The 24933-nt window shown below is 55.6% G+C and carries 11 protein-coding genes; 6 read left to right on the forward strand and 5 right to left on the reverse strand.

The genetic code is table 11. From position 1 onward, the window contains the following. Positions 1-48: 48 nt before the first annotated feature. Positions 49-795, reverse strand: a complete 747-nt coding sequence (locus tag NB063_RS07775) for an AraC family transcriptional regulator (RefSeq protein WP_250928194.1) — start codon at positions 793-795, stop codon at positions 49-51. A 223-nt stretch (positions 796-1018) separates the two neighbouring features. Between NB063_RS07775 and NB063_RS07780 the strand changes: the two genes are divergently transcribed. Both NB063_RS07780 and NB063_RS07785 read left to right on the forward strand, forming a co-directional pair. Next, the gene (locus tag NB063_RS07780) at positions 1019-4219 is read left to right on the forward strand and encodes a DUF1553 domain-containing protein (RefSeq protein WP_250928195.1); all 3201 of its coding nucleotides are present in this window, start codon (positions 1019-1021) and stop codon (positions 4217-4219) included. A 12-nt stretch (positions 4220-4231) separates the two neighbouring features. Beyond that, positions 4232-5695 (forward strand): DUF1501 domain-containing protein, encoded by a 1464-nt coding sequence (locus NB063_RS07785; protein WP_250928196.1) that lies wholly within the window; start codon positions 4232-4234, stop codon positions 5693-5695. A 143-nt stretch (positions 5696-5838) separates the two neighbouring features. Here NB063_RS07785 and NB063_RS07790 read toward each other — a convergent pair whose 3' ends face one another. Beyond that, the gene (locus NB063_RS07790; protein ID WP_250928197.1) at positions 5839-7056 is read right to left on the reverse strand and encodes a DUF1559 domain-containing protein; all 1218 of its coding nucleotides are present in this window, start codon (positions 7054-7056) and stop codon (positions 5839-5841) included. A gap of 610 nt (positions 7057-7666) precedes the next feature. Here NB063_RS07790 and NB063_RS07795 point away from each other — a divergent pair. Then, complete coding sequence (locus tag NB063_RS07795) at positions 7667-8344, forward strand: hypothetical protein (protein WP_250928198.1); 678 nt, start codon at positions 7667-7669, stop codon at positions 8342-8344. Between the two features lie 392 nt (positions 8345-8736). Here NB063_RS07795 and NB063_RS07800 read toward each other — a convergent pair whose 3' ends face one another. Next, positions 8737-13752 carry a glycosyl hydrolase gene (locus NB063_RS07800; protein ID WP_250928199.1) on the reverse strand — a complete coding sequence of 1672 codons (5016 nt, stop codon included), beginning with the start codon at positions 13750-13752 and terminating at the stop codon, positions 8737-8739. A gap of 572 nt (positions 13753-14324) precedes the next feature. Further along, on the reverse strand, positions 14325-16283 hold the full coding sequence (locus tag NB063_RS07805; protein WP_250928200.1) for a sulfatase: 1959 nt from the start codon (positions 16281-16283) through the stop codon (positions 14325-14327). Between the two features lie 570 nt (positions 16284-16853). Here NB063_RS07805 and NB063_RS07810 point away from each other — a divergent pair. From NB063_RS07810 to NB063_RS07820, 3 genes are all read left to right on the forward strand, one after another. Beyond that, complete coding sequence (locus tag NB063_RS07810) at positions 16854-18098, forward strand: PQQ-binding-like beta-propeller repeat protein (protein ID WP_250928201.1); 1245 nt, start codon at positions 16854-16856, stop codon at positions 18096-18098. Positions 18099-19456: 1358 nt separating this feature from the next. Then, positions 19457-20851, forward strand: coding sequence for an IS66 family transposase (gene tnpC / locus NB063_RS07815; protein WP_250928202.1), 1395 nt, complete (start codon positions 19457-19459; stop codon positions 20849-20851). A gap of 402 nt (positions 20852-21253) precedes the next feature. Next, complete coding sequence (locus NB063_RS07820) at positions 21254-22498, forward strand: DUF1559 domain-containing protein (RefSeq protein WP_250928203.1); 1245 nt, start codon at positions 21254-21256, stop codon at positions 22496-22498. A 1056-nt stretch (positions 22499-23554) separates the two neighbouring features. Here NB063_RS07820 and NB063_RS07825 read toward each other — a convergent pair. Next, positions 23555-24727, reverse strand: a complete 1173-nt coding sequence (locus NB063_RS07825) for a XylR family transcriptional regulator (protein WP_250928204.1) — start codon at positions 24725-24727, stop codon at positions 23555-23557. Positions 24728-24933 lie beyond the last annotated feature (206 nt).

The following is a 24933-nucleotide window of genomic DNA, read 5'->3' on the forward strand; positions in this document are numbered from 1 at the left end:
ACCCGATGTTCAGTCTGCATCACGTCATCGCGGACCACGTCGGCTCGGTCAGCTACCGCGATGACGTCTGCGGTACTCTGACGGCGACGTGCTCATGATTCGCCGGAAACTCCGACTGAAATGCGCGTGGTCGAAAAAACCGCACGCCAATGCGATCTGCGAAATCGTTTGTTCGGTCTCGATCAACAAACGTGACGAGTTCTCGATCCGCACACGCAATAAGTATTGCCGCGGTGAAGATCCAAAGGCGTGACGAAAGCGACGTTCGAATTGACTACTCGACAATCCTGCCATCTTGGCGAGCTGGGTCGTTGTCAACGCGTCGGCGTAATATCGGTGTAAATGATCGACCACTAAAGAAAACGCATCGGCATCCGCGGACTGCTCCCGGAGCTGTTCAATCTGACGTGAAAACCCGGCAATACCGACCACAGCGCCGCGGCGATTTCGCAGCGGGATCTTGCTCGTCATGACCAGTCTCGGCGACCCCGCCGATTCCGGCGCGCTCTCGATCCGGTTAACCAGCGGTTCCCCCGACCGCATCACCGCTTCGTCATCGGCACGATACTCTTCCGCCCGTTGGTGCGGGAAAAAGTCGTGATCGGTGCGACCGATCGCCTGCTCTTCACTCGAAACGCCGCAGTATTCGCATCCCCGGCGATTCAACGCGATGAACCGCCCCCGCCGGTCTTTGACGAAGAATGAAACGCCCGGCAAGAACTCGAACAGACGAGCCATCTGCTCAAATCCATCGAGTTGCTCAAAAAACCGCTTTTGCGTTTCGGCATGTTTCATGCGTCTAATATACACAAGCAGGTAGCATTGATGCAAGACAATGCAATCCCCCGCGACAATAATGACCATCACAGTCAACGAACGGCGGGACGTCGATTTAATTACCGCGGGATTTCAAAAGTAGCGGAACGGCGCGAGCCGTCCGTTAACAAGAGCACTAAAACAATCGACGTCCCCACGTTCGCTTGCATCGAACGAATGGTTATTCCGTGGAGTATAGATTTTGAAAAAACGTCATCCATCCTTTCCCGCCGCACTCGGTTTCGCCGTGATGCTGTTCGGATACGTTGCCGTTACGGCCGCAGAAGTCGATTTCAATCGTGATGTGCGTCCAATCCTGTCCGACAAATGCTATTTCTGTCACGGGCCTGATGAGGAAAATCGCGAATCAGGACTCCGCCTTGATCTGCGTGACGAAGCGATCGACGCGATCGAATCGGGCGACGTCCTCGACCGAATCACCAGTGACGACGCGGACGTGTTGATGCCGCCACCGCACTCGAACTTGGCCCTCACTGACGAGGACAAGCAAACCATCGCGAAATGGATTGACTCGGGTGCGGAGTATGACGAACACTGGGCATTTAAGCCGTTGCCTGAGTCCGTCGAGGTTCCCGAACCGAGCCAGCCACAGTGGTGTCGGCAACCGCTCGATTGCTTCATCGCCGAGAAAATGGATGAGGCCGGACTTCACCCTGCCCCCGAAACCAATCCGCTGCTTTGGCTCCGCCGTGTCGCTCTCGACCTAACCGGTCTACCACCCACACCGGATCAGATTTCACGATTCGAAAAGGGCGTTGCCCAACTCGGGGAGCGAGCCTATGAGTCCGCCGTTGCTGAACTACTCGATTCGCCCGCGTTTGGAGAACACATGGCGGTCGCGTGGCTCGACGCTGCTCGATACGCAGACTCGTACGGTTATCAATCAGACAAATTAAACACACAGTGGCCGTACCGAGACTGGGTCGTCCGGGCCTTCAACGACAACCTGCCGTACAACGATTTCCTGACATGGCAATTGGCGGGCGATTTGTTGGAAAATCCGACACGAGACCAAAAGCTCGCCACGGCGTTTAACCGCATTCATCGCCTTAACAACGAGGGCGGTGCGGTATTTGAAGAATGGCGATTGGAAAACGTTGCCGACCGAGTCCATACCTTCGGCACCGCGGTACTGGGGCTGACGCTGGAGTGCTGCCGTTGCCACGATCACAAGTACGATCCCATTCCGACGAAAGACTTCTACGCGTTATCGGGATACTTCAATTCGATCGACGAGAGCGGCGTGTATGACCGCACCGAGAAGGTTCCCTGCCCCTCATTGCTGCTGCCGACGGACGAACAACAAGCTGAGTTGGATCAAGCGTTTCAGAATCTCCGAGACGCCGAACAGCGATACGCGAAAGAATGCGAGCGTGCCAAAGCCCGTTACGCGACCTGGAAGGAACAACAAACGCCACCGCCGGCTTCGATCCCCGACCTCCGGCTCGCATTGTCCTTTGATCGCGGCTTCGACAATACACTGAAGAAGATCTACCACCCATCGGAGTCGGACCGGGCTTGGACAACCATGCCTGAACTGGTCCCAGTCACCGACTCAACGATTGCACGCCTCGATCCGACTTCGGCTGACGACCGTCCCGAGAGCGAAGGTGGCACGGACAATACCGTTGAGCTTCCGCGTCGCGCCCTGTCACTCGATGGCGAGCGTGGCGTCACGACCTCGGGGATTGAGCCGTTGGACCGATGGACGCCGTTTTCCGTCGTGGTGACGCTACGCGAGACACGACGTGTCGCCGATCGCAGTTTGATCGCGCACCACACACGTGGAACCGATTGTGGTTACAACGGCTGGGACCTAACCCTGGTCGATGGCTATCTCGAATCGCGGATGTATCGCGTTTGGCCAGGCAACGCCATCGGCGTTCGTTCGAAGGATCCGATTCCCGTCGATCAATGGCACCAGATCACCGCAACCTACGATGGTTCGTCACAGGCGTCTGGATTGCAACTGTTCCTCAACGGAAAACCGCTCCAAACAACCATTCTGCGGGACAAGATCAAGAAGTCCGCCAATGTGAAAGTGGACCATGGTGGCGAGTTTGTCGTCGGGCAACGCTTTCGAGCCCGTGGTTTGGCTGGCGGCCTGATCGACGACATCCGTTTATTCACGCGAGCATTAACCACCGGCGAACTGCGGCAGCTCGCGACCGGCGAGGTCGAACCGGTTTCCGAGGCGACCTACATCTCCGCGATCGATCAACCCGCCCGTGCCGCTTGGGATGCGCTGAACGAAGCACGCCACGCGTTTGTGATGGCCGAGGAAGTCATGGATGAAGTCCCCATCATGGAGGAAACCGAACAACCTCGCGAAACGCACGTGCTGGCCCGCGGCCAATACGATGCACCACAAAACGACAAAACACGGATCGATCGCGGCGTGTTGTCCGGCCTATCGCTCCCGCTTCCTGAAGACGCTCCAAACAACCGGTTGGGGCTCGCGATGTGGGTCACCGATTCGCGACATCCGCTCACCGGACGCGTCGCGGTAAACCGGTTTTGGGCAAACTTCTTCGCCGAACCACTAGTTCACACCCCCGAAAATTTTGGTTTACAAGGCGACCTTCCAACGCACCCTGAATTGCTCGACTGGCTAGCCCGCGACTTCATCGACAGCGGATGGAACGTCAAGCGACTGTGCCGCAACATCGTCTTATCGGCAACCTATCGACAAAGCTCCGCGATCACACCTAAGAGCCAGCAGATCGATCCGACAAACCTGCTTCTCGCCCGCGGGCCGGCTCATCGTTTGACAGCGGAGCAAATTCGCGACATCGCCTTGGCCGGCTCGGGACTCATTAACTTGACCCGTGGTGGGCCGCCGGTTTCGCCGTATCAACCCGGCGAAGACTTGTGGCGTGAATCCAATGGCATGTCACCACCTTACCAACAATCGGTTGGCAAGGCGTTGTATCGCCGATCGTTGTATTCGGTTTGGAAACGTACCGCGCCGCTTCCCAACATGCTCACCTTTGACGCGATGTCACGTGAAGTCTGTGCGGTCAAACGCTCTCGCACCAACACACCTTTGCAGGCACTCGTGCTGCTCAACGATGTTCAATTTGTCGAAGCCGCTCGGTCGTTGGCTGCCGAGGTGCTACCGGCCAGCGATGACGGAGTACGCATCGACGAAGCGTTCGTCCGTTTGACCGGTCGACATCCCGACGACAACGAACTGCAAATACTTTTGGATCAGATGGCCAGCGAACGAGACTACTTCACCCAAAACCGATCCGCTGCGTCTGCCTTCATCAAGATCGGCGAATCCGAACCAGACGCTGACCTCGATTCGGTCGAACTCGCGGCGATGACGGCGGTTTGCCAGACGATACTCAACCTCGACGCAACCATTTGGAAACGATAAAGGCGGCAAGACATGACCATGAATCCTCAAACAAAACGAGATAACCCGCTGGCTGCCAATCGCCGCGTTTTCATCCGCAACGGATGCACGACGCTGGGCGGTGCCGCATTGGCATCGCTGATGATGCGTGACGCGGCCGCAGCACCGACGCCTGCGGCGAATCCTTCGACCGCGACGCCACTTCCACACTTCCCGCCCAAGGCCAAACGGGTGATCTACCTGTTTCAATCCGGCGGCCCGGCGCAACAAGACCTGTTCGATTACAAACCTGTTCTCAACAAAATGAACGGACAGGAATTGCCTCCCGCCGTCCGAGGCGAACAACGACTAACCGGCATGTCGGTCAACCAGTCGTCGCTACCGCTCGCGGGATCGCACTTCAAATTTTCGCAACATGGTCAATCGGGTGCTTGGCTGAGTGACCTGCTGCCCTATCACCGCGACATCGTGGACGATGTTTGCTTCATCAAGTCGATGAACACCGAGGCGATCAACCACGATCCCGCCATCACGATGTTCCAAACCGGCTCGCAAATCGCCGGCCGACCATCGCTCGGATCGTGGTTGTCATACGGCCTGGGCAGCGAAAACGAAGACCTCCCCGCGTTTATCGTGCTCGTCTCGGCGGGACAGGGCGGTCAACCGCTGTACTCACGACTGTGGGGTAACGGCTTCCTTGATTCCAAATATCAAGGCGTCCAATTTCGTGGCGGCAGCGATCCGGTGCTGTATCTCTCGAATCCGTCCGGAATCACCCGGCCTCATCGCCGATCCCAGCTCGACGCGATCAATCGGCTAAACCAACACCAGTATCAGAACGAACTCGACCCCGAAATCGAATCGCGGATCGCCCAATATGAGATGGCGTTCCGGATGCAGGCGAGCGTTCCGAGCGTGACCGATTTTTCGGACGAGCCCGAGTCGACCTTCGAAGCCTACGGTGACGATGCCCGCACACCGGGAACCTTCGCTGCCAACTGTCTGTTAGCTCGACGCTTGGCCGAAAAGGACGTGCGGTTCATCCAGTTGTATCACCAAGGTTGGGACCAACACTCGAACCTGCCCAAAGGAATCCGCGAACAAGCCAAAGAAACCGACCAGGCATCAGCCGCGTTGATCAAAGATCTCAAGCAACGCGGGATGCTCGACGACACGCTGGTCATTTGGGGCGGGGAGTTCGGAAGGACGTCCTACTCCCAGGGCGTGCTCACCGCGGACAACTATGGACGTGACCACCACCCGCGATGCTTCACCACTTGGATGGCCGGTGGCGGCGTGAAGCCGGGCATGACCTACGGAGCGACGGATGAATTCGGATACAACGTCGTTGAAAACGGGGTACACGTTCATGACTTCAATGCCACGATCCTGCACCAGCTAGGCATCGATCACGAACGATTGACCTACAAATACCAAGGGCGGCGGTTCCGCCTAACCGATGTCCATGGTGAAGTCATCCATCCGATCCTCGGCTAACGCTTTACGCGTCCTCCGAGTTGCCATAGCGAAAGCCGGCAAGACTTTTGGCCCGCGGCTCGGCGTCCACGGACTCTGATGCGATTTCATCCCACGGTGCCCGTTCCATCGAAGCACCGCGGGGATATAAAATTCGCTGAGTTTTAGAAGTCCGAATCAACCACTTCTTTGGCAGCGCGAGTACCGAGGGCTCCCCAGAGCCCGAACGGTGACACCCGACCTGCGGCGAGCCCGCCAGTTGCGTTGGAAACTTGAGCGCTGTTGCTGTTACCCGCTTCGATCGAATCGGTGATGAACTTGACCGCACCATCGCCCATGAGAACGTGGCAACCGCCCTGGTGACGACTGCTCGGAGGACAGACACCGGCCGAGCTGTGGTCTCCGGCCATACACACTTCACGATTAGGCGGCAGGATCGTGTTCATGCCGCTGTAGGCGATTCGACCGAACGCCCATTTGTACCCGCGGCGACGATCGCTTTCGGTTTCGTTGACGGTGACTTGCGTCCCCCAGAACTGAGGTCGAGTTGGATCTGTACCGTTGCATGCCAAGGCACCATTCGCACTAACCATATCGCGACCGTCATCATTCGTGCTTCCTGAAGCACCCCACAAAGTACGCTTGTCGCGGTCTCCTAAATCTGTCGTGATTTCACCCGCGGCGATGGTGTTGGACAATCCATCCAAGATATCGCGGAAGGAGAGGGTGGTACGAGGGACGAAGAAGCCACGCTGGGCATGGCGGACAGCGATCGCACGAGTGCTGTTGACGTTCTCATTGTTGTCGAGTGACCCCCAGTCACCCATGTGCACCGAATCGCCGGCACAATAGGCGTAGTTGGTGCGTCCATCTGATGGCAAACCGACACCAGGATCGCTGGGGCAGCGAAGCGACGGGATGTTAGTCAACCAAGGCTGATACGGAGTGCTTCCATAGGTGTTTTGCGAACGCTTAGGATTGGGTCCCATCGACTGGAAGACGCCCGCAGTAATCGTCAACGGATTGCTAATCTGCTCCCAAACGGCCTGCTGTTCCATGAACGGTGTGAGCCCAACCAGCCAATTCAAATCAGACCGATTAAATCCGGTGTTGACCGCCTGACTTTCCGCATCGGTTTTGTTCGGATGGGCAGTTCCGCCCTGTGATCGGGGGCATTGGTTGTAAGCGGAATGATAATTATGCAACGCCAAACCGACCTGCTTGAAATTGTTACTGCAACTCATGCGGCGGGCCGCCTCACGAGCCGCTTGAACGGCCGGCAGTAGCAAGCCAACGAGAACGCCAATGATTGCAATCACAACGAGAAGCTCCACTAACGTGAAGCCCGAATTCTGCCGTTTAGGCAAGGGCTTTGAAGCCATACCAGGTGTACTCCGATAAGAACAAAAAGAAGGTCACAATGTCCAATTTCACAACTGAACCGCCATATCTTACCAAACATTGTAGTGGAGACGCGTACTTTTTCCTCGTCAGCCGTTTAGATGACGGCAAAAATCACCCCCGCTGCAGCGAGTGGACAATCGATGGCGGTCCGCCCCCGCCCTGCCCATCCGTCCAAATGCGATTCTTGAGCATTAAACGATGTCCTTGACCGCGTTGTGGAACTCGAGAGGACCTTCGCGAAACACAGCTCACCAGGAGCTCCAACAGACTCGGCAGCTCAAGCCCCCGAGCCCCTTAGACGCACCAACCCGCAACCGCATCCTGTCCTCGCCGACTCAGTGCTGGGGCAATGAAAAAACGACCATCCGCTCCAATAACGTCACACACTTATCAACTACATAGACGTCTTGTCCGTGACATGATTTCGTTGCCAGTTAGCATCCACCGGATCGAGACGACGATTGCCGAAGTCCGTTCGGCTCTCCTCAACTAAATAGCATTTGCACTGCGACTCGATCGACTAAGATACCGGCTTCACGCCGGTATCGGCGATCTGATCAACGAGTCAAAACACAAGGGACAAATTGAATGTATGCAATGCGAACGCTTGGTAGCGTGGTCGGCACTTTGACACTCGCTGTGATCGTAGCGACGCAGGCGAGTGGAAACGAATCAACAACCACAGCGATCGATCAACCGATCATGATCGAAGCGGAGAGTTTTACGGCACAGCGGAACGATGATCTGCGACGCTGGACCGTGATCCCCAACAACGAAAGCTCGTCGAAAATTCCAGAAAACGATCAGCGAAAACAGGCTGCCGAAGGGGCGAGTAACGGAGCCTACATTAGACTGCTTCCTGACACCCGCGTGACGCATGCCGACAAACTCATTCGGGGCGAAAACTTCAGTCCCGAAGCGGGCAAGATGGCCGTAATCAGCTATCCAGTTGAAATCCCCAAAGCCGGCCGATACTACGTCTGGGTACGTGCCTTCTCTACCGGCAGCGAAGACAACGGCATCCATGTCGGAATCGATGGCGAGTGGCCCGAACATGGCCAACGGATGCAGTGGTGCGAAGGCAAAAACACCTGGCGTTGGCAGTGTGCCCAGCGCACCGAAAAACAGCACTGCGGAGTGCCGATGGAGATCTACCTCGACATCGATGCTCCCGGCAAGAAGACAATCGAATTTTCGATGCGAGAGGACGGGTTCACGATGGATCAGTTTCTGCTGACCACCGACAAAAACTATCGCCCTGAATGAACGCGGATCAGCCAACCCGGCTTTCCATTCCCCCATCGTCACGCTCCCGGTGAAGTCACCACTTCGCCGGGCTGAATGAACCGCATCGGATCAAACGCAGCAGGCGGTTTGATCGTGACGTGACGACCTACCGCGAGCTTCTCTTTCATCCATCTCGTTCCTTGGTCATCAAGCAGTCTCGTCTCAGGGCCCGATTGAACACACGAACAATCATGGTTTCATCAGGCCCCAAACGTCGGCCCGCATCTAAAATCGTTGGAGCACGACCCCAGAATGCTGTGGCATAGTCACCAACACGAAAGGCGGCTTTGAAGGAAAGTCTCACGCCGACGGCATTGCGTCTGGGCCCCGAATTTGTGAAGCTTTGCCACCCGCTGTTCGAAATCAGACGCTCACTGATAAAGGAGTTGCGTGAGGGCGTGATCGATAGTCGTGTATCGCTCTTCCTTCTCATTCTCGTCTTCGCTGTCAACGAGCGAATCGACCTTGATACGAGTTGCTTGTTCCCGTTGACCTAAGACAACGCTTGAGCGAGGCATTTCGGGATCGAAGTCTTGCAAGGTCACGACGGGCGCGAATGTTTCGTCATCATTTTCGGCGGGAGCGAACTTGGTCTGTGAACTGAGTTCATCCGTGTTAAACAACGTCTGCTCGGCACCGAATTCATTCGATGCAACACGCAAATTCATATGATTGATGATACGCAGTGCATCCAGCGCGGACAAAATTCCCTCACCGGTTACATCCACAAAACTCATAGGAAAATCGCTGCCCAACGAAGCCGGATCTATCAAAGCTTCCGACCCCGATTCAAACAAGACACCATCGTTGAGGCGGTTGATAATCACCAGCGCGTCGACTGCGTCGATGTTTCCCGAAGCGTTGACATCCAAACGTTCGAGTGGGTTGGTCCAGTTGAGCCCCGTGAGCTGAACGGTCGCACTGTCGGACGTTGCCATAATGACGAACTGGCCGTTGTCGACCAATGCCTCCGATACTCGGAACGCGTTGTTTGCGTTGACGCTGGTGTCGGCACTTAATTCCAAGGCGTCATCCGCGTCCATGATCACCCGGAGTGTCTGCCCACCATCGGGTAATGTGGCAACTTGCGTCTCGGTCATGGTCAGCACGTTGGCCCCCGTGCCGGTGATGTCAATCGTTTCCAATCCCGAAAAGGCATGCGTGGAACCAGGTCGCAAGTGCTGGTTTTCTCCGGAGACAACCAGTCGATCGTTACCCGCACCGCCATTCAATCCGACGCCGCCGCTGAACGTAGTGAACGAGGTCGAAAACTCGAGAGTATCGTCGCCACTGGAACCGGTGAAATCGAACTCCGCCAGGTCGGCGGCGGGACCTTGGAATAGGATCGTGCTGCCATCGCGAACGATCACATCGGTGCCGATGGTTTCAATCGTGACGGTACCCGGCGTGATCGAGGTCACGTTGACGTCGTTGTTTCCACCAGACTGCAGTGTGACGATGTAGTCTTCGACTTCCCCATCTGCTGCGGCGCCGGTGACTTCGAGATCGCCCGCCGTGCTGAGTCGGAACCGCGCTGCAGCGTCAGAAGAAAATGATCCGGCAGGGATCAGGTAGCTCAACGTGTTGGCACCAGCGATCACTTCCACGCTGTCGAATATCTGTTCCGATCCAGACCAGTTGCCGCTGCCGTCGAAGTCAATCCAAGCATCCAGCTTTCCGGCTGCCGAAGCGACAATAGCAAAGCTGGATCTGGTCGCAGACGTCGTGCTGGCGATCGCGGTTGCAAGCGAGGTGACTCCATCATCGTCGGCGCCGTCGGAGTCGGCAGCGGCCGATGCCACTCCATCTGCTTCGGGATCGATCGCGTTGCCGAGCCGGAGGGTGCCGACGGTGTGCCGTGCACCGTCTTGGGCCAAAGTCACGGGATAGCCGGCCGGGGCGTCGCCAAAATCCAGCGTCGCCGCGGCTGCCATGATCGTGATGAGAAACTGATCGCTAGCCGCGACATCACTCGCGTCGCTGGCAGTCACCCGTACAGTCACCGAGCCCACATCCGTACGGCTTGGCACGCCACTAAAAGCACGCGTCGTTGCCGAGAACGACAGCCAAGACGGCAAAGCCCCACCATCGGCGAGCGTGGCCGTGTAGGTCAGTGCATCCCCATCCGGATCCTGAAACGCATCGTCTGCCAATTGGAAGGAAAATTCTGCACCTTCCGTAGCGTCCTGATCGGCAATGGGGTTCGCCAATTCAGGAGCGTCGTTCGTCACGATGACAACTCGATGATCCTCGACTTCACCGTCATAGGCCGCCCCCGTCACACTCAGATTACCGGCCGTGCTGACGCGAAAACGCGCATACGTTTCCCCCTCTTTCACGTTCGTCCCCGTATGCTGCGGTACGGTGAAGCTAAGCGTCTGGGTTCCGTTGGCGGTCCCGAGGTCAAAGCTATTAAAGATCTGTTCACCATCATCGAGCCAATCGCCGTCGTGATTAAAATCGACCCAGGCATCGAGCCGATTCGAGGTTGGATCGGCATTCATCAACTCCACGTCCACCTTTGCGGTTCGAGCCGCAACAGACGTTGCGTTGATGGCGGTTGCGAAGGTAACACCGTCTTCATCATCTGAACCACTTAAGTCATCCGCCAAGCTGTCGGCGGAGTTGGAACCATCGGCTTCGGCATCGGCGAGCGATCCGAGCGTCGGGCCGCCACCCGTATGACGAGGCCCGTCATCGGCAAGCGTAACGGGATACGGGTCCGGCGCGTCCCCGAAATCACTGTGAATGGCAGCCTCATACGGCTTGACGAACCACCAGTCGGTGCTGTCCATGGAAGCGGCAGTCGCTGGTGTGACCACGTCCAGTGTTTGCGAAGTCGGTGCTCCGCTGGCGTCATTGACACGGTCTAATCGCAGGTAGTTGCCGCTACCGGAGTGAACAACATTCTGCCATCCGTAAACATCTTGTTGAATCTTCCACCGCACTCCCCATCCGGTGGCACCCGGCTCGGACATCACGATGTTCCCGGATTCCAATTTGACGCGTCGGCCATCGACGGCCGAAGTGATAAAGACTTCGTCGTTGCCCGCATCCTGAACAATCCACTGCACCGAATCGTCCTCGACGCGAATCGTCGCTTTCTCCACCGCGGCCCCACCATCGTTCTGCAAGCGATGAAATGCGGCCCGGTTGTGGAGCAGGTAAAGCGTTTCATTTTCGACATTGGTCTCACCGTCCCAAGCCGCGTAAGCCTTTCCGAATGGTGTCAATGCTTTGTTACTATTTGAAATGAAAAAGTTCGATCGAGGATTCGATTTTTCCCACGGCGTGTCCGGCTCCGCACCGGTCCACAGAAACAGAGCGTACTTGTCCAAATTTGCTTTCGATTCGGCACGATACATAAACTCCAAAATGAAGTTGTAGTTCGTCTCTTCAGACCAATTGCCGCTTCCTCCGCTCCAATCCACCACGGCGAACTCGGTCAACCAAACATCCCTTCCATTGGACTTCGCTTGCGTCGAATTAACCCAATTAAGAACGTTGTTCACATTCGGCGAGCTATACCAGTGCGTAGCGGCATAGTCGGTTCGGTACCCGAACGCGTCGGTTTGATCTGAAAAATCTTCCAACCATGATTGTCCTGCGGCCCCATGAGCGTTGGCGGGAGATACCAGCGGCACATCCATCGCCAGCAATTGTGGCCACAAACCGACCGCGGTGGCAACGGTCATGTTCGCCTGGTCTGCGCGGTCGGGTTCGTTGAACCCGAGCAGGTACGATGGCTTGAGTTCATCGTTCCAATCATCGTACTTTTGGTGCAGATTCGTCAAACTTGGCCATCCCTCCCGAAACTGCATCGGTGCATAAAACTGATCATGAGGCAGCGAATCGAAATTCCCCCGGTTCCAGTCATACGACCAACTGCTGCCAAACGACCCCACGGTTGCACTCGCCGTTCCCTTCTTGAAGTAATCGTCGATGAACGTCAGTTTCCATTCTTGATTATTGGCCGGATCGGCTGCCGAATCAAAAGGTTGCTGCGTGACAGTATTGGGGTATGCCCCGCCGGTGTGCAGCACCATTCCCGACCAGACATTCACGAACTGAAAATAACCTCCATCGGTTGGCTCCAGACGCCAAAGTTGATGCGGCGCGGCGGAGTAGTTACCTTCGATAATGGCAGCGCCCGCTTCCAACGAAGCGTCCGCAACCTGCAACGCTTGACCGGTATCCTCGGAACGAATGCGATAGGCATCCAAAGCATACGAGTACAAGACTTGATATTGCCGATCAACTTGTGGTGTTGCCCCGGTGGTCTGAGTTGCCCCCGTTTCGTCAGCGACCAATGCACGATTGTTCTGCCTCGAAACGATTCGATACCAAGCGTCACCGAAGTCGTCAAATGTGGTCTGCGGCGGTGACTCGAATTTGACAGAAGTCCCGATCGGGTAACCCGAACCGCTGGCAGACGTGTTCGCCGGAAACGCAACCATCTCACGCACCGAACCGTTGGCCTGATTAAAAGAGATGCGAATGCGGTTGGCGAGCACCGGCGTCGAGAAATTGATGACCAACTCGCCCGAGCTGTTTCCTGTAATCGAATTCCCGGACATGCTTCCCGACGAAACAGTGCCACCTGGAACCGGTGTGTAGGAACTCCCAAAATTGTTCGAGTAATGAATCGTAAAATCGCTGATCGGATTGACGATCGTTCCGCCCGGCCCGGCCTCGCCGGAATAGAGATGGACGGACCCGACTTCGTGACTGGTCGGGATGCGAACCGCCAATCGGTGTGTTCCCGAGGAACTGTCTGAGCTCCAACGCGAGTCATCGGCAACGTAACCATCGACCGCTTGGATCGCGTAGTGATCTCCCGCGACGGAAGTGGTCCCCGGCGCGAGCATCGAACCCAAATTCAGGTTGACTGCGGTCCCCAGCGGATAACCTGCCGGACCATTCGGCGGCAACAGCACAAACTCCTTGACTTGCAGTTGATTCGCATTGGTGTGAATGCGAAATCGAGTGGCAGTGACAGTCGCTGGGAAGATGAGGTTGTGGTCAGTTGAGTTGTCCCCCACAACGCTGGTGATCGTTTGCCACGACGAACCGTCGTGATACTGAAGGTCGAATGACGAAACTTTGTTGGTGTCGTCGAGACCAAGATAGACGTGTGCCGAACCAATCGGATAGGGAGCTTGCAATCGAACTTCGACCCAGTGGGGATTCGTGTTATTTTGGAAAATCCACCGTGAGTCGTTTGAGACAATTCCATCGGTCGCTTCATTGAGACTGCCCGAGCCTACCGAATCGACAACCGTGGGTTGGAATTGAGCCAGATTCACCGTTAGTAGCTGCCTGGGCTCGAGACGCTCCATCGACAGACGCCTACGTGCGAAGTCCTTCAACCTCAACTTGCTTCGCATTGACATACTCAACCTTTTGGGTCTTGAAGACCCGTCGGTGTTCTCGCCCACGAACTTCTGTCTAGAAAAAGCGCAGATCGATTGAATGGGAACTGACGCCCTCTGCGTTCCGAACGTGGAACCAACAACGCAAGTCCTTTAGATAGCGACAAGCATTGTAAACTCGCCTCCCCGAATAAGCACCCGATAAAATAAGTACCCAATAAGTTGTCCAATCCGTTTCTCGACAACGAATCGACCGGGAATGTCCATGCCGAGAATGGACAAAGCGCCGCGGATTAGACCCACACTGCAACCCCAGAGGTACTACACCCCCCACGACACACCCTGATCCAACCGACGCCGGCATGGCCCGTCGACTTGGGTCGTCGAATCCTGCAACGCCCCTGAGTTGCATTCATCTCCTTTCGATTTCTCCGACGCAAACACACGTCAATCACATCGAGCGAGGCCCGCAAACAACGACACCATCAAACGTTCCATTCTTGGCTTCCTCGCCAGAATCGCATTGCTCAACGATTCCTGGCGATATCCCCTACAGCGTTTCATTTCCACGCTTTACCAAGCGTTCGCTACTCAAACTCCCAGCGTTTAAGAGACTTCTTTGTCTTGGCATCACGGTAATCGAGGGATTGGATTTCAACGTGTCCATTCTCTAATGGAAGATACAGACGAATGATCTGCGTCGTGTTCTCAATCGGCAATTCGATCCTCAGATCCTGCCACTCGTTTCCCGGGGCGAGCTGGAAATTCACGACCTGTCCCTGATCAGGAAAATTCTCCTGGTTCGCAGATTTCCACTGCACCCTCCCGGCTCCTCCCGCCTGGCTGCGAGCCTGCAGGAGCAGAGTCAACGGCGATCTCGTTTTGACCTGAGCGGTGCCGAGGAAAGGATTCTGTTTCCCCGGCTCTTTGGTCACTACCAAAGCTCCATTCTTCACCTCAACCGTGCACATCTTCGGTACAAGGCCGGCTTCAGGTGCCCGAGCGGCCTTTGCGGCGTGCGGTTGGTAAGCCGGATTTGGAATCGGCATCAATGCCCCCGTGTCTGCTATGAATCCGTCTATCAACGCATCGAGTTCCCGCACCTTGTCCGGCATGGCTGGGGCAAGGTTGTTCGTCTCGCTGATATCCGCAGTCAAGTTGTAAAGCTCGCGCACCTCGGGGTAATCACGATGCGGCTCGAAACGCCGGATCAGCTTCCACTCACCTTTCCGCACCGACACCGCCGGAACGATATGGGGAAACCAAGTGAAGTAGGCTTCTCGATCAACGCCACCGGTTTGCGTGAGAACAGGCAGAAACGATAGTCCATCGACAATGTGATCGGCAGGCAAATCGACGTTCAGCGCATCGAGCACGGTGGGATAAAGATCAATCGCTCCCACCACAGTGCCGTTGGTTGTTCCAGGCTGAATTATCCCCGGCCAACGCACCATCAATGGCACACGTTGACCGCCCTCATAAATACGTGCTTTGCCCTCGCGCAGCGGCGCATTGTTGGTGGGTCCTTCGCCCCCGGCCCACTTCCGCCAATCCCGAATCGCGGCCAACTTTGGATGGTTCTCTCGCAGGTTGGCGATCTTACGATCGTCCTCACGGTTGCTGTGCACGTTGCCGCCATTATCCGAATAGAAAATGAACAGCGTGTTTTCGGTCAGGCCTAATTCATCCAATTTCGCCATCACTCGTCCGAGGCTTTCATCAACACTTTTGAGCATGGAAGCCATGATCGGGTTACGTTGCTCACCGCGTGGATCCGTCTTCTTTGCAAACTCAGCCGTGTACTCCTCCTTATGTCCCCATGGCCCGTGCACACCGTACTGCCACAAATTCAAAAAAAACGGTTCGTCCCTGTGTGTTTCAACAAATTGCAGTGCCTCGTCCGTCAGGCGATCGGTGATGTATTCTCCATCGGGTCCATCGGTAATATTGCCCACGTGATGCTGGCCGGTCGGTCGTCCTTGGGCCGAAACGCCATAGGGTGAAAAATAGCTCGGCGGGCCTGGATCGGGGGCGCACTCCCACGTCGTTTCAAATCCGTTCTGGTCAGGACGATTTTCAGGCATCAATCCTAAATGCCATTTCCCAAAATGCCCCGTCCGATAGCCGGCGTCCCGCAACACTTCAGCCAATGTCACGATTGCCGGATCGATGAAGTTTTTACTGTTTGGGTAGATGAACTTCGCCACTGGCGAGGCCTTCTCCGCATAGGGCGAAGCGTCAGGCAATGCGGGCGGTTGGTGCCCGCTTGCCGAGGTAACGCGATGGCGAGCTGAGTGTTGCCCCGAGAGAATGGAGCACCGCGTCGGCGAGCACAGCGGTACGGCATACGCATCCGTGAATCGCATCGACTGCTCCGCCAGTCGTTCCATGTTCGGCGTCTCGTAATACTGCGAACCATACGCGGTGCTATCCATCCAGCCCATATCGTCGACGACAAAGAGCACAACGTTGGGTTGATCCTGAGCCGCCACAGGAACGACTCCAACCAACAACAATACAGTCACAGCGGGCCAAAGCAGTTTCATCGGAATCCTCATCGTCAAGGAAGCGGGGCGAGCAATCACCACCTTACTTTTCGCCAACTCAGTTATCTATCCATGGAAGACCGTAAGTCCAAGAATTTCGAGTAGCCAATCCCGTGGCTGAAACCGAACAAACAAATGGCTCAGCTCCTACCTCTTGGACAAACACAGCAATTGAAAGGCTGCTTGACGTCCGTCCGTGGCTCGGCAAACTCGAACCCACGATCGTATTCCAACCGAGGACTCCCGATTGCGATATCATGTTGACCTCACTGGACAGCGTCATCTTCTAGCGGACACGTTAGGTTTTTTGCCTCTCACGTAGACAAGCCTCTCGGGACGTTGATTGTTTAGTGCTTTTTTAGCGGAACGGCGCAAGCCGTCTGGTCCCGAGTCACCGGACGGCTCGCGCCGTTCCGCTACATTTGAAATCCCGCAGTAATGAAATCAATGTTCCCCGAAGCTCGCAGAGCGGGTGACACCCGCGATTATCGGGCTCGGAGAGACCGAGCTACGTGACACGTGGCATTGTCGAGCTGTCCCATCCCTTCCATTGCCCAGCCGAGACATCGCATGCGATCTTTCCTTCCACGAAGTATTCTCGTTCTCATCACGTGGGGATGCTGCACTTGCACTGACGCGGATTGGCCACAGTTCTTGGGCGAGAATCGCGACGGAACGTCCACCGAAGCCGGGTTGCTCGATGCGTTCCCCGAAAGTGGTCCCAAAGTCGTGTGGCGTGTCCCTGGTGGTGTTGGAATGTCGGCGGTAACGGTTGCGGACAACCTCGCAATCACCACGTTCAATGAAGCGGGCAAGCAAGTCCTGGTGGCGTTTGATGCGGTCAATGGCGAGCGTGTTTGGCAAACCTCGCTGGCGAGCGAGTACAAAAACGGCCAGGGCGACGGGCCGCGCGCGACGGCCACCGTTGCCGATGGTGTCGTTTACGCTTTCACCGGTGACGGAATTTTGTCCGCGGTGAAATTAAAAACCGGCCAATTGATTTGGCGGACCGATGCACTGCAGGTATGCGAAGCGACTGAATCGGAATACGGAATGTCGTCTTCTCCACTGGTGGCAGGAGATTCGGTCATCGTACACGTCGGTGGACGCGACACCGCCGTGGCCGCGTTTGACTCGGCGACCGGACAACTCAAATGGTCGTCGGGAAACGGCCCGGCAGGCTATTCATCACCAACGCTCATTAACGTTGCCGGGAAACGACAGATTGTCAGCGTGACAGGAGTCGAAGCGTTGGGCCTCGACCCGAACACCGGAGCCGTGTTGTGGACCTATCCCTTCAAAACGCCCTATGCGTGCAACACGGCCAACCCCGTTGCGGTCAACGACGACGTCTTCATTTCAGCCGGCGAAAACCATGGCTGCGTTTTGATCGATGTTCAACAAACCGGCGGAAAGTTCGAGGCCGAAGAGCATTGGGCAAGCGTTGACACCAAAAGCGTCATGCGAAACGAATGGCAGACATCGATTTTGGTCGATGGTCATCTTTACGGGTTCGACAATGTCGGAGCAGCTGGACCGACAACGCACCTGACGTGCTTAAACGCCACCACCGGCGAACCGGTATGGCGAAAGACACGTTTTGGCAAAGGCAACTTGGTGTTGGCCGACGGCAAACTCTGGATCACGACGATGGGTGGGGAACTGGTGCTGGTGAAAGTCACGCCGGAGGGTTATCGGGAACTCGGTCGAGCCCAATTGTTTGGCAAAACACGTCAGTCGCTGTCGATCGCGAACGGACTTGGGTACATCCGTGACGATCGAGAAGTGGTGTGCATCAACCTGCGTGCGGGTTAAGCAAGTTGAGGTGGCGACCAGATCCCGGGCGCGCTTGTGGCTTAAGCTGTAGGCAGGAATGATTGGGTAAAATCCTAGGAGCCATTTGGACGTGAGCCTGGGATCAATCATTGCGAAGACATGGAAAGACAAGGCCGCGGCAGTATTGTTTCCATTCCTAGTCGCGATAGCGACGGCAGCCGAAAGCCCCGGACGCGAGTCCGGGGTCGACGTCGCCCCCGGATACGCCAAGTCGCGAAGCGATGACAGATGCCGCTCTCGGTGGTTTATTCGTGCGCACACCCGTGTCTTGTGTCGTCGCGTTGCAACTTGCTGCGTCTTGTTTTCCCAAACCAAGGACTCACGTCCGTGGCTTTTGCCTGTCGTCACGATCGTGACTAAGCAGGTACATAGAAGTGATTTGGTATAGCGACAATTCCGCTGATCATGATCGGTTCGGCGTAGGCCGNNGCCGGAACTCGCAAAGCCTCGGTCCGGCCTACAGTTCGCGGCAGTTTCGCCAGATGATTCCTGCAGACCTGCTTGGAATGGCCAATCAAGGAGATTGCCCTGCCCAGCGTGTGTGGCCTGACGTCGATCAACCGGCCTTTAAAACAATTGCATGCGGACGACGTCGTCGACGTCGATACTCCGGACTTTTTGAAACGGATCACATTGGTTTGTTCGTTCGCTCCACAGGGAACGTGTACACCCATCTCGGCTTTCCGATGCACATCTCTTAAGGCCCGCCCCAAGCCCCGTAGAACCTCTATAGAGGTCTTCCAGTTCGACGACTTCAGTTGTTTTGGTAATCGGTCAGCGAAGCAAAACATCAGCTTCCTTGGTGCCGCGACGAATCACCACGTCGACGCGGCCCTTAAAACGATCTGAACAACAGACCACGTGGCAACTCGACAAGACACAAGTCGAGACCGGGCGCTCTACCAAAACCTTACGTAGTCCTGCGATTGCCGCCGTTGCCAGACACGAAACACCGCGAGATGCAACGTGAACACGGGCAAAAAACGCAACTCTCGAAGTTCTCTCGCGTATTTCCGTCTGCACACGTAACGATGCATTCACGAACCGTTTTTCGCTGAGATTGAACTCGCGCACTTTGTTAGTCGACTGCGACGAAAAGCTCGCTATTTTGGCGAACTTCGAAAGTCCATAGAAATCGTTGCCACCCGCCGACCGAATTCCGTCGAAAATAAAAACATTTAATGTTTAGCTCCTCCCCGTTGTCCCCATATTGCGGTTGGCATATGGCGCAAACGCCATTGTTTTCTTAGAAAGCGGTGTGTGTCCGTTGTACTTGTTTACCCAGCGAAAAACTGGTGTTGGTGAATTTGGCCTGAATCGACCACAATTGGCGGGTCATGGATGTGCCCAAGATCACCACCGATTGCCCGGATTGCAAGCCGCTGCTTGAGAAGCAGCAGGCGATCATCGACATGCTGGTCAAGCAAGTTGAGTTGCTCACGGCACGTCTTGAGAAAGTTGAACGCGAAGGCAAACGCCAAGCGGCTCCGTTTCGCAAGAAACGCAAAGCCGATCCGAAAAAGCCAGGGCGTAAAAGCGGTGAAGATCACGGCAAGCACCATCGCCGAGCCGTGCCCGAACAGATCGATGAAACGTACGACGTTCCCCTACCAGCGTGCTGCCCCGACTGCGGCCATGGCGAACTGACCAAGACCGAAACGCTCGTGCAGTTCCAAACCGATATCCCTCGCGTCGTCATCAACCGGCAATTCAACATCGACGCTGGAACTTGCTGTGGCTGTGGATCTCATGTTCAGGGGCGGCATGAACTGCAAACGTCCGACGCGGTCGGAGCCGCCGCGGCTCAACTCGGACCGAACGTTCACGCCGCGATGGCGCTTTTGAACAAAGAACTTGGGCTCAGTCACGGCAAGGTTAAACGTCTGCTGAAAATGCTTTTTGAGATTCGGGTCAGTCGCAGCACCAGTTGCCGAAGCATGCTTCGCACCGCTGATCGACTGGAGGACGCCTACGCTCAGGTCCGAAGGGCCGTGCGAGGTTCGCCTCAGGTGGTCGGAGATGAAACGGGTTGGCGAGTCGATGGACGTGGGGCTTGGCTTCATGCGTTCGTCGGACTGACCGCGACGTGTTACGAAGTGGATGCGACGAGAAGCATCGGGCCAGCGGAAAGACTGCTGGGCATCGACTGGTCGGGAATCTTTGGACACGACGGCTGGGCGGTCTATGACAAGTTCACTGCAGCGACTCATCAACAATGCTTTGCGCACCTGCTTCGGCGATGTGAATCGTTAATCGAAAGCGGGACCGGTGGTGCGTTGGCGTTTCCGCGTGGAGTGAAAGACTTGCTGCTCGCAGGCTTCGAGTATCGCTACCGTTTTCGGTCCGATGAGATGACGGCACATGGGATGAAGGTGATGGCGGGCCGATTGACGATGAAGATGTGGAAATTGGTTCGTCACCCAAAGAAGCATGCTGCCAATGAACGCTTCGCGAAGTTTTTGGAAAATCATCTCGATGATCTATTCACGTTCCTGCATCGTCCCGGTGCCGACGCAACGAACTGGCGAGGCGAGCAGGCGATCCGTCCGGCGGTCGTGAATCGAAAAGTATGGGGCGGCAACCGCACCAAAGCCGGAGCGTTGGCCCAGTCACGAATCATGAGCGTGATGCAAACGTGCAAGCAAAGACTGGCCGACCCTTTCGACTTCATCCGCTGTCAATTGACCACGACGAGCCCGCTTGCCCTGCCTCTGCCCATCGCGGCACGGTAAACAAGTACTGTCCGTTTTCATTCAAATTGGCTACCGGTCCAAGCCCTCCGTCACAACATTCAACGGGTGATTTGCATCCTGACCTTGTTGACTCCGCTTTTGTCCAATCTTGGTTGCGGTGGTTCGAAGGAACCCATCGTTACGACAGAAGGCCTGAGCGATACCGAGTTGCAGGACCTCCAAGCTGAAATCGACGCATGACATTCACGTGGACCTGAAACAGATGAGGGTGGCCCAGACGAGTGAACTTGGCGTTGTCCGACCTCGAGCGAAACAGAGGAAGGACACGGTCGTTTTGATGAGAAAGTTTCGTGGCAGTCGTGGTTGGTTCGCCCACCAGGCTGCGTCAGATTTGACTGCGTGTTTTAAATACTTCCTTTGGTTTTACTTTTAGGTTACGAAATGAACAGAATTCGCATTAAGCGAGTAAGTCGCAAACCGAGTGGTTTCACGTTGGTGGAATTGCTCGTCGTCATCGCAATTATCGGCGTCTTGGTGGGACTGTTGCTTCCCGCGGTACAGGCGGCACGTGAAGCCGCTCGCCGAATGAGCTGCAGCAACAATTTCAAGCAGATCGGCTTGGCAATGCACAACTATCACTCTGCTTACAACCAGTTGCCAATGCAGATGGGTGGAACTGGAATGCCCGGTATCGGTACCCCTGTAACAAATTCGATCAATTCAGGAAGCAATTCGACATTTAGCGATTATGCCAACCTAAGCCGACTTAGCTTTTTAGTAGGTCTGACACCATTCTTCGAGCAACAAGCGCTGTGGGAACAGATCACGAACCCCAGTCAGGTGATTTTGGGGTCGACAACGTTAAAGAGTCCGCCATGGCCAGCAATGGGACCATCGCCGAACACCACAATCGATACCTACACGCCATGGATGACTGAAATAAACTCTCTACGCTGTCCAAGTGATCCGGGTGTAGGATTGCCAGGACAAGGCCGGACGAATTATGCCTGTTGCACCGGAGAATCGAACTATTACCAAAACGCCGGCCCGTTTAATGCCGTTTTGCAGCCTGATTCAACAATGGCACAGAGGTTCAGAGACGCGGATCGCGGAATGTTCGGCGCTCGCTCTGCCAGGAGCTTCCGGGATGTGCTCGATGGTCTCTCCAACACGATCGCAGCAGGAGAAATTGCAACAGATCTAGGTGACAGGGATGTTCGAACGCGTTTGCGGAGAGACAATCAGTTCCAGAATAATGGCGCAGGTCCTGCCGCCGTTAGGACATTGCATACCGACCCTCAACGACCGTTGTTTTGGGCTTCCACCGCTGCAAATGTCTCAGGCGGTGCATCAGAAGGACGCGGATACATGTGGGCCAGCGGTTTTGAGTCGTATACAGCAATGAAGACGATTGCGCCACCGAACACACCGTTTGTGATGGAGAATTGGCAGTACGCGCCAGGGATTTCGCCAGCAAGCAGTCGCCACCAGGGTGGCGTGCATGTACTCATGGGCGACGGCGCAGTGAAGTTTGTTACTGACTCAATTGAATCAGGAGATCAGACGCGCGGAGTTGTACGGAATGGCGGAACAGGCACCCAAGCACCAGGATCACCAAGTCCGTATGGCTTGTGGGGTGCACTGGGCACCAGAGCCAGCAAGGAAGTCATCAGTTCGGAGTTCTAATCTGAGCCTCGTCGGCTGCAGCTGTTCTGCCCAGTCCACCTGAGCCGTTTGTTGCGTGATCGCTGATAAAGAAGTGAATAGACATCGTCGCTCAAGACGGTGTCTATTCTGATTTCGCCTATGTATTTACCGACCTTTTTCTCTTAGTCTGGTTTACGAAAGTTACCCAATGAAAATTCTAAGCCTGTTCGCCTCAGCGTTACTCGTGGTGGCCCTATCGTCATTTTCAGGTTGCGGTAGTGATGATGGTAGCACAGTAATTCAACCCGATCCCGCACGAGTCGATTGGACACCGCCAGAGGATGATCCATCGCTGCCGTACGGCGCTCCAACGCCACAGTAAAGAAGCGGTCGTAACAGAGCAGAGCGTTGTCGCAGTGCGATAACGCTCTATTTTTGCGCTGCGATTGCTCCGGACCGCGTCATTTGCGCCTTCATCCATTTGCCTGCTGCACCTGAAACGATGGACCAGAACTAGTCCTTGAACAAGCGTTTGCGGAGTCGGTTTTCGGTGGTTTCTGCGGCTCAGTTCAGGTTTTGCTGCGTGGGCATAAAGTGATTCTGGTGGTCGTGGGCTACCTTGGTCGCTTCAGTTGGTACATGACGCAAGTCCGACGGTTCGACTTGCGCGTTCAACGCCCGCTGGCGTAGTGTGTCATCGCGTTGCGACTTGCTTCGCTTTGCTTTCCCAAACCACGGACTCACGTCCGTGGCTTTAGGATGTCGTCACGATCGTGACTAAACATTCGCGTAACTCTGGATCCAGCTAAACGAAAAAGGGATAGCGACACATCTTGTCCATAACGAATTTTTTGGCAGCCCAGCAATTGCTTTGGTTGGACGCAGGTACCACGGTTAGCATCAAATGACAGATATACTGAAAGTCTCCAGCCTACGTGCTGAGCATACAGAGCTTGAGTGTCTTGCACGGCTTGCAAAGGACATCCAAAGCGTTTTCGTGCTCAACACCAATTCGTTTTATGGGTTCAACGTTGGCGTCCGTAGGCGACTACGTATTGAGTGCGTAAAAAAGGTTCATTGAATGGACCAGACTGCTCATCTTCCTGATGTCATCCGAAACTGTTTGGGTGTTGTACCGACGTGTTGCTTGAAGATTCGACAAAGGTTGTGGGGTGTTTGGAAGCCGGTGAGCTGAGCAATCACGTTGACCTTTTTGTCCGTTTCGAGAAGCATTTTTTTAGCAAGCGTCAGACGGTAATGCCGGAGCTCTTCGGCGGGGGCGCGAATGTAGTGTTCACGAAACGCCTTCTCCAAACCGCTTCGAGACATCCCCACAGCCTTGAATAGTTGGTTCATGCTGATCGGCTTGGCTGCGTTTTCATGCAGATACCTGATCGCGTCGACGACTTTGGGATGATCGACAGCATGGCTGTCCGTGCTCCGACGCTCGACCACAAACGACGGAGGCACATAGATCGGTTCGCGCGGCACGGACTCGCCGCGGAGGAGCCGCTCGAGCAACGCCGCGCCCTCGTATCCGACCTGTTCCCAATTATTCTCGATGCTTGACAGCGGGACACGCAAGCATTCGCAAATGATCTCGGTATTGTCGACACCGAGCACGGCCACCTCGCCGGGAATTTCAATCTGCGCCGCCAAGCAGGCCTCGATCACCTCGACCGCTTCAACGTCCCGTGATGTGAAGACGGCAAGTGGTTTTGGCAACGAAGTCAGCCTGCGGATCAACCAGCGATGTCGTTGATCGAGTGTGTCGTTTCGCTTCCCGCGTTCCTGGTGCCAGTTGAGAATCTCGCATCGATGTCCCGCCGACTCGACGGAGCTTTGAAAGGCTTCGCGTCGTCGGCTACTGACACCCAACCCACGACGTTGGACATAGGCGAAGTGATGGTAGCCTCGATCGAGGAAATGGCCGGCCGCCATTTTTCCGATCGCAACGTTATCCGTTGTCACTCGTGGCAGCGCAATGTTGGGTCGGCTCTCAGCGAAATCGACAATCGGAACCTTGCAGTGACGCAGTCGTTTCCAGAGGTCCGGCCCGCCTCCGAGCAATGTCAAAACGCCGTCACCATTCCAGTGACTGGGCACGAGGTCTTCAAAGTCGGCGGTGATGTGCCAACCATGATCTCGCGCGAATCGAGCCACGCCATGATGGATTTTCGGGTAATACCACGTCAAAGCTAACAAGATGTTGCGTCCCGGCGTGACGGTGGTCTTGTTGCGCTGAATTCTCTTGGTGGTGTTCGTCAAAACAGCAGATCCTCGGAAGACGCAGTGGTGAAGATGACAATGATTTTACTCGAAATGTCAATTTGTGTTCGCTCGCTACACAGTTATCGTTCTATTGGCACGAGTAATTCTCGTTGTTGCCCACGTGATCGCAGTGAGGCTGTCTCCTGTCTCCTGGACGCACTTGGGTGCCCGCACGCTTTCCCCACCAATCCTTTTCGACGAAA

Origin of the sequence: Aporhodopirellula aestuarii (genome assembly GCF_023701485.1) — a bacterium.
GTDB classification, from domain to species: domain Bacteria; phylum Planctomycetota; class Planctomycetia; order Pirellulales; family Pirellulaceae; genus Rhodopirellula; species Rhodopirellula aestuarii.